This window comes from Rothia sp. HMSC065B04 (genome assembly GCF_001812285.1).
In the GTDB taxonomy this organism is placed as follows: Bacteria; Actinomycetota; Actinomycetes; order Actinomycetales; family Micrococcaceae; genus Rothia; species Rothia mucilaginosa.
The window spans coordinates 113,382-126,678 of sequence record NZ_KV808410.1 but is presented as its reverse complement, the minus strand read 5'-3'; the positions used below and the strand labels follow the sequence as shown (position 1 = coordinate 126,678).

The window sequence follows — 13,297 nt, the reverse complement described above, 5'->3', positions numbered from 1 at the left end:
CTCGACAACGGGGGTTTCGTTGTGCTCCTGCTTGGGGGTGATCGTCACGCCGGATTCGGCGGGCTTCTTCGGAGCGTGGGGATGCTTGCGGTGGCCGGATGCGGGAGCGTAGTCCGCTTCCATTTCTTCGTCTTCGACGCGCGGCGGGCGGGAGAGAATACGGGTTACGTCCGCAACGTCGTCGGTGCGCATCATCACGTGCACGCTATCGCCCTGCTGGTAGGCGGAATCGGGGCGGGGGAGCATGCCCTCACCAAAGCGGGTGATGTAGGCGATGCGCACCCCGGCGGCACGTTCGATGCTGGTCAACGCGTGGCCAGCCCAGCCGTCGTCGAGCGGAATTTCGGTGAGCATGAGGCGGCCCGAGGGTTCACGGAAGTCGCCCTTGAGCGCCTGCTCGGGCAGCAGACGGCGCAGCACCTGGTCGGTGGACCAACGCACCGACGCCACCGTAGGAATACCCATGCGCTGGAAGAACTCGGCGCGGTTCGGGTCGTACACACGCGCCACAACGTTCTTCACCTTGAACATTTCACGCGCCACACGGGCGGCAATAATATTCGAGTTATCGCCCGAAGAGACCGCGGCAAAAGCGTACGCCTCGGTAATACCGGCACGCTTGAGGGTGTCCTCATCAAAACCAACACCGGTAACCAGGCGGCCCTCAAAGCCCTTACGCAGCGGCTGGAAAGCACGTTCGTCCTGGTCAATGACGGCGACCGTATGCCCCGAAGCTTCCAGAGTGCGCGCCAACATGACGCCCACGCGTCCGGCACCCATAATGACGAAGTGAGGCATACATCCCTCCGAGTGTTGATGTTTTACGGTGATAAGGCGTTACCGCCTACCTCTACCAGTGTAATGGGCGGGTGAGCCTCCACGCCGATGCTCCGTGATATTCCGCTCGCCATGCCCACTATTCGGCTGAATAAAATTGAGCTTTGAAGCCGCGACCTATAGCCTTAACAGCGTGAGGAATCGTTGGGATAAGATGCGCATCGCCCTGACCGGCAGGCCGGTCAGCACGCGAAATCTTTCGGCTGTCAATCTGCCGAAGCGCTACGCCCTGCCTCTTTTCGGCGCCGACGGTATCTCCTCGGTCGCCTACGCCGCCGATCAGATGATTCTGACCCTTGCCGCCGCGGGTGCCTCTGCGCTCGCTTTTTCGCCCTGGATTGGTTTGGGTGTGGCGATGGTGGGTCTGCTGGTGATTGGCACCTACCGGTACAACATTAATCAGATTGCTTCTGAGGGCGATATTCAGCTGGTGCACCGCAAACTGGGTGCGCTGCCGTCGATTGTGATGGGCGCTTCGTCGCTGATGGACTATATGCTCACAGTGGCGGTGTCGATGTCTTCGGCGTCCTCGTTTTTGGTGGCGTTGTATCCGCAGATTCAGGATTGGCGCACGCACATTGCTGTGCTACTCATTGTCGCGCTGACGCTGTTTGCGCTGCGTGGCGTGCAGCTGCTGGGCAAGATTGCGTACTGGCCGCTGTACGTTTTCTTGGCGCTGTTAGGAGCGACCCTCATTGTGGGTTGGATTCGTGCCGCGACGGGTACCCTGCCGCTGGCTGAGTCGGCGACCTACGTGATTGCCCCCGAATACCACGATCATGCCCTGGAAGGCTTGGCGCTGGTGCTGCTTCTGGCGCGTTCGTTCTCCGCCGGTGTGGTGGCGTTCTCGGGTGTTTCTACGATCTCTAATTCGGTGAAGTATTTCCGCCGTCCGAAGAAATATAACGCGGCGGTCACCATGATGATGATGGGCCTGATTACCTCGGTCCTGCTGGTGAGCCTGCTCGGTTTTGCGGCGGCAACCCGCGTGCACATGGTGCACGATACGACCCGTTTCTTGTTCATTGACGGGCACGCGCCGGGGGAGTACTTCCACCAGAAGCCGGCGCTGTACCAGGTGGCTTTGGCGATTTATCAGGGTGTTCCGTTCTTCGCGCAGCTGCTGGTGTTTGCCACGGTGGGCGTGCTGATTATTGCCTCGCTGACTGCGTTTACCGGCTTCCCGGTGATTGCCTCGTCGCTGGCTGATTACCAGTACCTGCCGGTGTTCTTCCGCAGCATGGAATCACGAGGCCTGTATGCGAACGGTGTGCTGGCGCTGTCGGCATTCTCAATTTTCCTCACCACCGTTTTCAACTCGGACGTGTACTCACTGATTCAGCTGTACATCGTGGGCATGTGCCTGTCGATGGTGCTGGTTCAGCTGGCGGTGGTGCGCTACCGCATGCGTCTGCTGCGCATTACCCTGGCGCAGATGCCGCGCCGCGCCCTGCTGCGCGATATTGCGGTCTCCGCGGTGGGCGTGATGGTGACCGCCGCGGTGCTGGTCATCGTCGTGGTGACGAAGTTCGCCGCCGGTGCGTGGCTCTCCCTTGGAATGATTGCCCTGATGGTTGGAGGTATGGTTGTGACTCGCCGCCACTACGATGCTGTGGATGCCGCCCTGGACATCCCCCTGAACGCTGAATCCGTTGCGGATGTGGCGGCCCTGCCTTCGCGTGTGCACGCCATCGTGTACGTGGAGCGTGTGCGCCGCCCGGCGGTTCGTGCCCTCTCGTATGCGCGTGCCGGCCGCCCCTCCACGATTGAGGCGCTAACGGTCAACAATGACCGCGCCGCTCTGGAAGTCGTGAAGAAGCGCTGGTATGCCCTGGGCATTCCGGTGCCGCTGTCGGTGATTGATTCGCCGTACCGTGACACGGTGGAGGCTGTCGTTTCGTATGTTCGCCGCCGCCGCAAGAAGTCACCGCGCGATATTTTGGTGGTGTACCTCCCGGAGTTTGTGGTGAAGCACTGGTGGCAGCGTATTCTGCACCGCCGCACGGTGCGCCGCCTCAAGCAGGCGCTTTTGCACGAGCCTGGCGTCATGACGGCGACCGTGCCCTGGGCGATGCACGAGGATGAGGTGTATGATGAGATTTTTGATCAGCGCCTGCAAGGCAAGGATGCAGCTGCCAACGATTCGACCGTAGAGGCTGACGGTTTCACTGCGGCAATTGCCCCGAACGTGACCCGTTCAGCCGGTGGCGGCCGCGAGCTGATTCAGAGCAACCGCCACGCGGTGTACCGCGGTCGCCTGCACGAGGCGGACGCTGTGGCGCGCGAGAAGAAACGCCAGCCGTAATAATCGCCCAGCGCTCAGCATGATTGCCCGGCGCCCAGAAATATTTGCCTGGTGCCGAGTATGATCGCCCAGCGCCCAGCTCGGTCAATTGCCCCGCAACTTTGCTTGAGCACCCCGCATAGCGCCTGGACTTTGCCTTTTGTAATGGATGAGGCGCCCCATGCGGGGGCGTCGGAACCGGAGCAAAGGCACAATCCGGTGTAAAATAATTCACATTAAGTGATTCTTTAGGAGACAATGCTGTGACCCACACTGCTACCACGCCTGCCGCCTCCAACAACGTAGACGGATACAGCGTCGGGCAGACCCTCACCGTCACCTGTGAGGCACCCGCACACGGCGGCGCTTTCGTAGCGCGCACCGAACAGGGCGTCATCTTCGTGCGTCACGGCATCGTCGGCGAACAGGCAGAAGTGCGCATCACCGCCATCGGCCCCAAGCGCCGCTTCTACTTCGCAGATGTTGTCTCCGTACCCGTACCCTCCCTGGCACGCCGCCCCCACCCCTGGATCCAGGCGGATGCGCTCGCAACCGACGAGGAACGCGCCGCCGCAACCGGCGTACCCGAACTACTCGGCGGCATGGAATATGGCCACATCAGCCTGGCTGAGCAGCGACGCTACAAGACTGATATCGTCCGCACCCAAATCAACCGACTGGGCGGTCTGCCCCTCGAGTCGCCCCTGCTGACCAACCTCATCGTTGAAGAGCTTCCCCTGCGCGATAACAACGAGGGTCTGTCCTGGCGTAGCCGCGTGCGCTACAACGTGACCAAGGTCCGCACCGAGCCCGGCGACCAGAAGAACAGCAACGAGCCTAGCAACCAGAAGAACAGCGGCAAGAAGAGCCCCGCCGTCACCTGGCGCATCGGCATGCACCCCTACCGCGCCTCCCAGCCCGTACCGGTCGTAGACTTTCCCCTCGCCGCACTCGAACTGCGCAACCTAGAGCTTGAGAAGCTGAACCTGCGCGGCGTACGCGAAGTCGAGGCAACCGTCTCCTCCCGCGGCAGGGTCCTACTGCAGTTCATCGTTGATCCGCGCTTCTCCATCGAAGAGGTCGCCAAGGACATCGAACAGCAGGCAGCCGACGCCTGGGGACTGCTCGCCAAGCGCAAGATCTCGCTGTTCTTCACCCCGCAGTCCACCTCCAACGGCAAGCCCAAGCGCCGCCGCCCCGGCTCCTCCCACACCCCCTACCGCCGCGTACCCGAAGGCGACCAGCTGCTCGGCGCGGGTCTGCGCTCCGTCACCGAAGAAGTCACCTTCGGCTCCCGCCGATTCAGCTACCAGGTATCTGCCGGCGGCTTCTGGCAGATTCACCGCGCCGCCCCCTCCACCATGGTCGGAACCATGCTCACCATGCTCCGTCCGCAGGAAGGTGAATGCACCCTCGACCTGTACGCCGGCGCGGGCCTGTTTACCGCCGCGCTCGCGGACGCCGTGGGCGCAACCGGTACCGTCGTCAGCATTGAGGGCTCCCCGGTGACCCACAAGGATGCGCGCTCGAACTTCGCGCCGGATGGTTGCTCCCGCACCGAGAACTCTGCGGACACCCGCATTGAGGTGATTCGCGGCGACGTGGCACGCCACCTGGTGGATCTGAAGACCGCCCTTGAGTTTGGTGAAATCCCCGCTATTGATGCGGTGGTCCTTGACCCGTCCCGTGAGGGCGCGAACCGAACCACCCTGGAACGCCTGGATGCGCTGGACCCCAAGCGTATTCTGTACGTGGCGTGCGACCCGGCATCCCTGGGCCGTGACACCGGTATTTTGCGTGAGCTGGGTTGGGACATGGTGCAGCTTCGGGCGTTCGATATGTACCCGAATACGCATCACGTGGAGTCGGTGGCGCTGTTTGAGCGTGCCCCGGCGAAGCCTCGTCCGCGCCGCCGCCGCACCAAGTAGCGCGCAGCTAGTAGCTGTAACAAAGAAGCAAATAATCGCAGTGTTGGGCGGGTTGGGCTGTTCACCAGCCTGCCCACTAGGGGTTATTTCAGGCCGTTTTCGCTCAACCCGGTGCGTCTTGCTCTGCGGGCGCATAAATCTGCTTTTTGGCACCTTAAACGGTAGAATCATTGAAGAACCAACGCACGGAATGAGCCGTGCCCCGACCTTGAGGAGTGTGGGTGTATGTCCGCTGAAAACGCATTGCCGCAGGAGGAGACCCCGAATAGCGCCGCCGGTGGCGCACCCACCGCCGACTACAGCATTGGTAATGGTGCCACTGCCAAGTTGCTCCCGGGTATTCAGTCCCCGGCGGACCTGCAGAACCTCAGCTACGAGCAGCTGGAGGAGCTCTCTAAGGAAATTCGCCAGTTCATCGTGACGAATGTGTCGGCGACCGGCGGTCACCTGGGTCCGAACCTGGGCGTTGTGGAGCTGACCCTCGGCATTCACCGTGTCTTCGAATCTCCCAAGGACAACATTCTTTTCGACACCGGCCACCAGTCCTATGTGCATAAGCTGGTGACTGGTCGTCACGCGTTTAAGACGCTGCGTCAGAAGGGCGGCCTGTCCGGCTACCCGGATCGTGGCGAGTCTGAGCACGACATTATTGCTTCTTCGCACGCATCCAGCTCGATTTCGTGGGCTGACGGTATTTCTCGCGCGCACAAGCTCAACGGTGAAGATGACCGCTACACCGTGGTCCTCATTGGTGACGGCGCGCTGACCGGCGGCATGGCGTGGGAGGCTGTGAACAATATTGCTGCCGACCGCACCCGCAAGGTCGTGATTGTGGTCAACGATAACGGCCGCTCCTACGCGCCGACCATTGGCGGTTTCGCGAACCAGCTGTCTGAACTCAAGCACGGTGTGCAGCAGCAGGTGGATCGCGTGCGCCTCGATCACCGCTACGACAACGCCCTGGATGCAGTGCGCATCGGCCTGCAGCGTGGCGGCCCCGTCGGTCAGATGGTGTACCGCGGCCTGCACGGCATGAAGGCGGGCATTAAGGACGTCGTCGTGCCCAAGGGTATTTTCGAAGACCTGGGCATGAAGTACGTGGGCCCCATTGACGGCCACGACCAGCAGGCTGTGGAGAACGCGCTGACCGCGGCAAAGAACTACGCCGGCCCGGTCATCGTGCACGCCATTACCGAGAAGGGCCACGGCTACGCACCCGCCCGCGCGAACGAGGACGACCAGTTCCACGCGGTGGGCCAGATTGACCCGCTGACCGGTGAGGATGTTTCGACCAGCACCTCCGAGTCGTGGACCGGTGTCTTTGGTAGCGAAATCGCAGATATTGCGGATGAGCAGGAGAACGTCGTCGGTATTACCGGCGCGATGCTCATTCCCGTGGGTCTGCGCGAATTCCAGAAGCGCCACCCCGAGCGCGTTATTGACGTAGGTATCGCTGAGCAGCACGCCGTGGCGATGAGTGCAGGCCTGGCGTACGGCGGCATGCACCCGGTGGTTGCTCTCTACGCAACCTTCCTGAACCGCGGCTTTGACCAGCTGCTCATGGACGTTGCCCTGCACAAGGCGGGCGTGACCGTGGTGCTGGACCGCTCCGGCATTACCGGCCCGGACGGTGCAAGCCACCACGGCATGTGGGATTTGGCGATGCTGCAGTTCATTCCGGGCCTGCACCTGGCGGCTCCGCGTGATGGCGCGACCCTGCGCGAAGAGCTGCGTGAGGCTGTAGCTATTAACGACGCACCGACCGTGATTCGCTACCCGAAGGGCTCCGTGGGCGAGGACATTCCCGCCCTGGAGCGCCGCAGCGACGGCGTGGACGTGCTGGCACGCACCGGTGAACCCCACCCGGAAACCGGTCAGCGTGACGTGCTGTTCGTTGCCGTGGGCGCTATGGCTCGCGTGGCTCTGGAAGCCTCCAAGGTGCTTGCCGCCGAGGGCATCCAGTCCACCGTGGTTGACCCGCGCTGGGTGATGCCGGTGCCGTCTTCGGTCGTTGAACTGGCTCGTGATCACCGCATTGTGGTGACCATTGAGGACGGCGTGCGTTCCGGTGGTGTGGGTTCGCGCATCCGCCAGGAAATGCGTGCGGCTGGCGTGGACACTGCGCTGAGCGAGCTGGGTCTTCCGGCGGAGTTCATTCCGCACGCTTCTCGCGAGCAGATTCTGGAGGAGGTCGGCCTGACCGCGGAAACCATCATCGCGGATCTGCGTGCGCAGCTGGCTGGCGATAAGGTTCCGTTCGCCCGTGAAGAGGGTCAGAAGCCGCGCCACACCCGCTAAGCGGTCGTACCTGAAATGTGCCGCCTAAGCTTCTCTTAGTAGCGCGCCGCAATAGTAGGCATCAGTAGCGGGTACCATAAGACAGCACAAAGCCCCGCCCATCGATTGTGATGGGTGGGGCTTTGCTGTGCGCAGGTCTTGCCGTATGGAGGTTTTGCTGTGCGTAGGTTCTGAGCCGCCGGTTTAGGAATCCTTGGAGGTGTGGGTGACGAAAATTTTGCCGCCCTTCTCCTGCACCGGGTAGCTGGCAAGGGGCGACTCCGCGGGGCCGTGCACGACCGAGCCGTCAGCTACAGCGAACTCGGAACCGTGGCAGGGGCACACGATGCGGTTGGAATCCTGCACCTGCACCTGGCAGCCCTGGTGGGTGCACACGGTGCTGAACGCCTTGTACTCGCCCGCGGACGGCTGGGAGACGATAACGGTCGTGGAGCCGTGAGTCAGGCGTGCCGCCTTGCCCACGCCCACTGCGGAGGCGGAACCTACCTCAACGGTGCCTTCGGGCGCGGTAACGTTGGAGTCACCTTCAGCGCAGGAGGCGAGCAACGCACCGGATGTGACGGCGCCGGTGATGAGGGTTGCGCGGCGGGAGAAGACGCGCGCAGAAGAATCAGTTTCTGTGGTATCGACTGCGGTGTCGACGGTTGCAGATTCAGTAGCAGGGGAGGCGCATGCCTTCTGAGAGCGGCAGCATCCGTTGGGTGCGGGCATGGTGGTTCCTTTCGTGTACTCTCTCCACCCTATGCCGGTTTGGGACAAAAATCGAATGAGAGCAGGCTAAGCTTGGTTCACGTTTGCACCGGAGACAAACTGCTGAGGCAAAATACCGGGACAAACTACCGTGTCAAACTCCCGAGGCACACAAAATGCCGGTCGGGCGGTCGCATCAGCAACACACCCAACCGGCACACACATCTATTCAGCGTTAGAGAAATCTACCCCAGGTGGCGGGCAAAAATCGGCGCAATCACGGGGGCAACCAGACCCGTCTGCCACGAACGCGCACCGTACTCAGCGAGCGCATCCCGCAGGGTCTGCTCGTCACAACGAGCCGGCGGCTCCCAGCAGAGGCGGCGAACATAATCGGTCGTGATCAGGTTCTGCGCCGGGATATTCAGCTCCTCAGAGAGCTCATCAATTGCCTGACGAACCTCGGTGAACAGCGCCAAGTTTTCCGGGCGCTTAGACTCCCACGCCTTCAACGGCGGCGGGGCAGTCGACGGCAAAGTGAACGGTACAGCGTTCTCACCGCGTGCCGCCGCGGCAATAGCACGCACCCAACGCGGTCCCTCACGACGCAAACCACGCGTCTGAAAACCAGGGATCGCCATAATAGCGGGCACGTTACGCGGCATGGTGCGTGCCGCCTCCACAATCGCAGAATCGGGCAGCAGGCGCTTCGCGTCTACGTCCTTCTTACGCGCCAGCGAGTCACGCTCAAGCCACAGGTTACGCAACGCCGTCAGCTGCTTGACCGAACGCAACATCGTGCGGCCCTTCGTCTTACGCCAACGCTCCGGCTGATCCGTCGGATCCTTCACCGGGCTCTTACACAGGTACTCGAACTCCTCCAGGGCGTACTGCAGCTTACCCTGCTGGCGGAGCAAATCCTCCATTGCGTCACGCAAATCAATGAGCACGTCAACGTCCAGCAGCGCATAGTTCAGCCAGGACTCTGGCAGGGGCCGGCGCGACCAGTCTTCCTTCGAGTGCTTCTTCGCCAGCTTATAGCCGAGTAGCTCCTCAACGGTCGCACCCAGGTTCACGCGCTCCAGACCGGCAAGACGTGCACCAAGCTCCGTATCAAACAGACGGTTCGGGCGCATACCGAGCATATCCAAGCTCGGGAAATCCTGAATCGCGGCGTGAATAACCCACTCAGCATCCGCCAAAGCATCGTTAATAATGCGCAAATCCTTAAACGCCTCAGGATCAATCAGATACAGCTGATCCTCACGCTTGAGCTGCACCAAAAAAGCACGCGAACCATAACGGATGCCCTGAGCTCGCTCCGTATCAACAGCCACCGGGCCGGACGCCGCCGCCAACTGCTCAGCGGCACGACGCAGACCGCTCTCCGTATTGATAAGGGTCGGAATCGGTGCGGAAGGGGTCTCCAGAGGAACAACATCCGGAACTTCGATACCGTTAAGGGTCAGCTGAGGGGTGCCTGCGGCATTCTGTTCAGCTGCGGTACTCATGCACTCAATCCTTTTCCTCTGTCTGATTCGACGCGCCCATACGATGCGCCAGATACCCGGGTAGGCGCACGCCCGAGCAAACACGAGCCCGGGCGGGGTGACGTGCCCGCGAAGGCACTACGCCATTCTACCCGCCCGAGCTTAAAGCCTCGAATTTAGAGAGACTCACAATAAGGGGTTCACCGGCGTGCCCGCGAGGGGTCTTGCCGGGGTTTATTCGGCGGCTTCCGCCTCGTCAACCGGAGTATCACCAGGCTGTGCTTCACCAGCCGGGGTCAGCGTCAGACACACCGAATTAATGCAATACCGCAAATCCGTGGGAGTCGGGTAGCCCTCACCCTCAAACACGTGACCCAGGTGCGAATCGCAGGCGGCGCAACGCACCTCCACACGGCGCATACCGAACGTCGTGTCCTCCAGGTAACGCACACGGTCCTCAGCCAGCGGCGCGAAAAACGACGGCCAACCACAATGCGAATCGAACTTCTGATCAGAACGGAACAGCTCCGTACCGCAGGCACGACACGAATACACACCCTCCGTGTGGGTGTTCCAGTACTCGCCCGTGAACGCGCGCTCGGTGCCGCCCTCACGCAGAACAGCGTACTCTTCAGGCTTGAGCACTTCACGCCAGTTCTTGGCGATAGCACCCACGCCGGGTAGCGAATTGCCCATCATGACTCCTTCAGTTTGCTCTCATGCCCAGGCTCTTACGGCATATGTAACGCCGCGGCCGGGCGGATTATTCCCGCTGAGCGCGGACTAAGCGCGGATGTCAGCGTACTTGCCGTTGGTCAGCTTCAGCAGGTCGTCCGGGGCGAGCTCAACGTCCAGGCCGCGCTTACCGCCAGAGACCATGATCGTGTCAAAAAGCTGCGCAGACTCATCGAGCAGGGTGGGGGAGGGGGTCTTCTGACCCAGCGGAGAAATACCGCCCACCACGTAGCCGGTGCGGCGCTCAGCGACCTTCGGGTCGCACATGGAGGCGCTCTTCCAGCCCAGGGCTGCCGCGGCAGCCTTAATGTTCAGCTTGCCAGAGACCGGCACGATCGCGACCGCGAAATCCTTCTCGTGCACGATCAGCAGGGTCTTGAACACCTGCTCCTCGGAGGCGCCGAGGCTCTTCGCGGCCTCTTCACCGAAGGAGGTGACGCCCTCAACGTGCTCGTATTCACGCATCTGGAAGGGGGTGTTCGTCTCGGTCAGCAGTGCTACGGCGGCGGTTGCTGCGCCGCTCTTCTTACCTTTAGTTTTCTTAGCCATAGACACCATTTTACGGAAGTCACCATGCGCGGATACCTATGCGCTGATACCCATGCGCCGAGAAGCCACATGTGTTTCGAAAAGCCACAATAATGGTGGCTTCTCGAAACACATGTGGCTTCTCAATGGTTATGGGGTTATTTCAGTAACCCTTTTTCCTTCAGCTGCTCTTGAGAAAGCGAGCCAACGACAGTCCAAAATCCATCTGATTTGTCTACGTTCTGAGGTAGCCTTTAGGCTCCCTTTTTTTCTTAGTAAATACCGATGAGTAATTGCATGCCAAGACTAGTCAGGATGATAGCAATCCAGCAAAGGGCTCCAAGAAGAATGGATTTTCCACTGGATTTGATCATAGCAATGAGGTTGGTTTTGAGACCAATAGCACTCATAGCCATGATGATGAGGAATATGGAGAGTTGTTTGAGAGGTGAAAAGAAGCTAGTGCTGACACCGAAAGATGTGAGAAGAGTAGTTAGCAGAGAAGCTAGGATAAAGTAGAGAATGAAAACGGGGAAGATTTTTTTAAGCTTCACTCCTTGGTTGTTGCCTTGTTGACGGCTTTGCCAATAGGAGAGGAAGAGAACGATAGGGATAATAGCTAGAGTACGTGTCAGTTTGACAATAGTTGCAGGCTCAAGAGTGTTTGCATTGTAAAGACTATCCCAGGCACTAGCAGTAGCTGTCACAGAGGAAGTATCGTTGACCGCAGTACCCGCAAAGAGAGCAAAACCTTCGTTGGAAAGATGGAGCCAAGAACCTAGAGTCGGAAAGATAAGAGCTGCCAAGACATTGAAGAAAAAGATAACAGAAATGGCTTGGGCTACTTCTTTTTCCTTGGCGTGAATAACAGGAGCAGTCGCTGCAATGGCAGAACCGCCACAGATAGAAGATCCAACTCCAATCAAGGTAGCTAGCTTTGTATCAAGGTTAAAAAAGCGTTGGAAAAAGAAAGCTATAATCAATGCAATTGAAATAGTTGAAAGGATAACAGGAAGGGAAGATGTTCCAACTGCGAAAACTTGTGAGATACTGAGTCCAAACCCAAGCAAAATAACAGCATACTGAAGCAGTTTTTTGGAGCTATAAGTCAAACCGGCATCCAGTTGTGTATAGGAAGTGAGAAAGGGATGGAGAATCATTCCGATAAAAATGGCGAAAACAGGTGCTCCCACAACAGGCAGAAATCCTCCTAAAACCCAAGAGATGATAGAAATGATCAGACAGACTGACAGCCCTGCCCAATTTTTTGATAGAAATGACATAAAAACCTCCGAAAATAGATACTCCTTATTATAGTCTTATTTGGTAAACTAGAAAGTAGGAATACAGACCCAGTCCGGGGAGCGCACCACCTCAGCCTCCGCGCTGATAAAGGCCTTCGATATCCTTGAGGAACTTAATATCCTTCTCGTAGGTATCCAGCATAGAGGGCCATACATACTGCATATCACCGGTCTGAATACCGTAGTTACGGGCTCTGACCCAATCGGCCATCATCTCACGAAGACCAGCAAAGGTTTCAGGGTACTGTTGCGGCTTAGCCTTGGGGAGAGGGACGTTCTGAGCTATACCGTATTCATCAGCTTCACGGTATTCGCCGTTGGGTGCTTTCGAGCCGCCAGAATAGCCGCGGGTAATGACCGGGCTCGGAGTAGCGGAAGCAGAAGCGGCATCGGATGCCGCCGCGAAAGCCGATGCCGATTCGCTCGGTGTGGTGGAGGCAGTGGCTGCCGCCTCGTTATTTGCCTGCTGGCCGCATGCCGCAAGCAGGGCACCAAGACCCAGAAGGGTACCGCCGCTCAGCATTGCGCGGCGGGTCATAATAACGGAAGTCATGGAAGTGTATTCCTCATATCGGTGTGAAGTGTGAATAGGTGGCTGGCTAGAAACCGGAAGACTAACCAGCCGAAGGGAGGAACCCGATAGCTGAGAAGCCACATGTGTTTCGAAAAGCCACAAAAGAAGTGGCTTTTCAGCGAACATGTGGCTTCTCAACGTAAGACCCACGGCAGGAGAACGACCTTACATGTCAGGCCAGTCGCGGTGCAGCGAGTACTCCGTATCCCCGTCACCGTTATCGTTGAGGTGCCAGCGCTGGCCGGTACGGATATCGGCCTTGCGCAGACGCGGGTTCGGGTTATCCTTCTTACCCATCGTGGGGTCGTTCTTGCAGCCCCAACGAGTATCGTCTTCATCGCAGGTGCCGCCGACGCGGCCCACATCGACCCACCACACACGGATTAGCAGCGGGTTACTGGTTGCCTGTGGAGTCACCTTCATCATCTGCCAGGGTCCGCCATCCACGCGGAAGCGAGCCGTGTAGTGCACGGTCGCGTACGCGTGGAAGTTGCCGGAACGCTGGTAGGCGTAGCTGGTTTCCGTTTGTCGCGGACGTTCACGAGGGTAGGTGGCGACCGGTTTACCAGCGGTGTAGTGGGTTGCCTGGTCGCCGTTGCCGTACTCGATGACGTACGAGGAGGGCATGA

At 59.5% G+C, this 13,297-nt stretch carries 9 protein-coding genes and 2 pseudogenes; 3 read left to right on the top strand and 8 right to left on the bottom strand.

What is annotated here, in order from left to right; translation table 11 throughout:
* Positions 1-132 precede the first annotated feature (132 nt).
* Positions 133-798, bottom strand: a pseudogene (locus tag HMPREF2845_RS07895) (TrkA family potassium uptake protein); the annotation flags it as partial.
* A gap of 193 nt (positions 799-991) precedes the next feature.
* On the opposite strand from HMPREF2845_RS07895, the gene HMPREF2845_RS07890 reads away from it, so the two are divergent.
* The 3 genes from HMPREF2845_RS07890 (at position 992) to dxs (ending at position 7,347) form a co-directional block, all read left to right on the top strand.
* Positions 992-3,142 carry an APC family permease gene (locus HMPREF2845_RS07890; protein ID WP_070634402.1) on the top strand — a complete coding sequence of 717 codons (2,151 nt, stop codon included), beginning with the start codon at positions 992-994 and terminating at the stop codon, positions 3,140-3,142.
* Positions 3,143-3,384: 242 nt separating this feature from the next.
* Positions 3,385-5,049 carry a class I SAM-dependent RNA methyltransferase gene (locus HMPREF2845_RS07885; RefSeq protein ID WP_070634401.1) on the top strand — a complete coding sequence of 555 codons (1,665 nt, stop codon included), beginning with the start codon at positions 3,385-3,387 and terminating at the stop codon, positions 5,047-5,049.
* A 225-nt stretch (positions 5,050-5,274) separates the two neighbouring features.
* Positions 5,275-7,347: a 1-deoxy-D-xylulose-5-phosphate synthase gene (gene dxs / locus HMPREF2845_RS07880; RefSeq protein ID WP_083308752.1), complete on the top strand. Its 2,073-nt coding sequence runs from the start codon at positions 5,275-5,277 to the stop codon at positions 7,345-7,347.
* Between the two features lie 183 nt (positions 7,348-7,530).
* On the opposite strand, the gene HMPREF2845_RS07875 is transcribed toward dxs, so the two are convergent.
* The 7 genes and pseudogenes from HMPREF2845_RS07875 to HMPREF2845_RS07845 all read right to left on the bottom strand — a co-directional run.
* Positions 7,531-8,058 carry a Rieske (2Fe-2S) protein gene (locus HMPREF2845_RS07875; protein WP_070634400.1) on the bottom strand — a complete coding sequence of 176 codons (528 nt, stop codon included), beginning with the start codon at positions 8,056-8,058 and terminating at the stop codon, positions 7,531-7,533.
* Positions 8,059-8,282: 224 nt separating this feature from the next.
* A complete protein-coding gene (locus tag HMPREF2845_RS07870; RefSeq protein WP_070634399.1) occupies positions 8,283-9,548 on the bottom strand; it encodes an HRDC domain-containing protein in 1,266 nt (421 codons plus the stop codon).
* A gap of 213 nt (positions 9,549-9,761) precedes the next feature.
* A complete protein-coding gene (msrB, locus tag HMPREF2845_RS07865) occupies positions 9,762-10,223 on the bottom strand; it encodes a peptide-methionine (R)-S-oxide reductase MsrB (RefSeq protein WP_070634398.1) in 462 nt (153 codons plus the stop codon).
* Between the two features lie 87 nt (positions 10,224-10,310).
* Entirely contained in the window at positions 10,311-10,811 is a 501-nt protein-coding gene (ybaK, locus tag HMPREF2845_RS07860) for a Cys-tRNA(Pro) deacylase (RefSeq protein ID WP_049340583.1), read from the bottom strand.
* Between the two features lie 251 nt (positions 10,812-11,062).
* Complete coding sequence (locus HMPREF2845_RS07855; protein WP_070634397.1) at positions 11,063-12,073, bottom strand: YeiH family protein; 1,011 nt, start codon at positions 12,071-12,073, stop codon at positions 11,063-11,065.
* A gap of 91 nt (positions 12,074-12,164) precedes the next feature.
* Complete coding sequence (locus HMPREF2845_RS07850) at positions 12,165-12,647, bottom strand: DUF6318 family protein (RefSeq protein ID WP_070634396.1); 483 nt, start codon at positions 12,645-12,647, stop codon at positions 12,165-12,167.
* Between the two features lie 186 nt (positions 12,648-12,833).
* A pseudogene (locus tag HMPREF2845_RS07845) lies at positions 12,834-13,297 on the bottom strand (peptide ABC transporter ATPase); the annotation flags it as partial.

Excerpts from the sequence above, each read along its gene's own strand:
- HMPREF2845_RS07890 (WP_070634402.1), top strand. The coding sequence starts at position 992 with ATGCGCATCGCCCTGACCGGCAGGCCGGTCAGCACGCGAAATCTTTCG.
- dxs (WP_083308752.1), top strand. The coding sequence starts at position 5,275 with ATGTCCGCTGAAAACGCATTGCCGCAGGAGGAGACCCCGAATAGCGCC.
- HMPREF2845_RS07875 (WP_070634400.1), bottom strand. The coding sequence starts at position 8,058 with ATGCCCGCACCCAACGGATGCTGCCGCTCTCAGAAGGCATGCGCCTCC.
- HMPREF2845_RS07870 (WP_070634399.1), bottom strand. The coding sequence starts at position 9,548 with ATGAGTACCGCAGCTGAACAGAATGCCGCAGGCACCCCTCAGCTGACC.
- msrB (WP_070634398.1), bottom strand. The coding sequence starts at position 10,223 with ATGGGCAATTCGCTACCCGGCGTGGGTGCTATCGCCAAGAACTGGCGT.
- ybaK (WP_049340583.1), bottom strand. The coding sequence starts at position 10,811 with ATGGCTAAGAAAACTAAAGGTAAGAAGAGCGGCGCAGCAACCGCCGCC.
- HMPREF2845_RS07855 (WP_070634397.1), bottom strand. The coding sequence starts at position 12,073 with ATGTCATTTCTATCAAAAAATTGGGCAGGGCTGTCAGTCTGTCTGATC.
- HMPREF2845_RS07850 (WP_070634396.1), bottom strand. The coding sequence starts at position 12,647 with ATGACTTCCGTTATTATGACCCGCCGCGCAATGCTGAGCGGCGGTACC.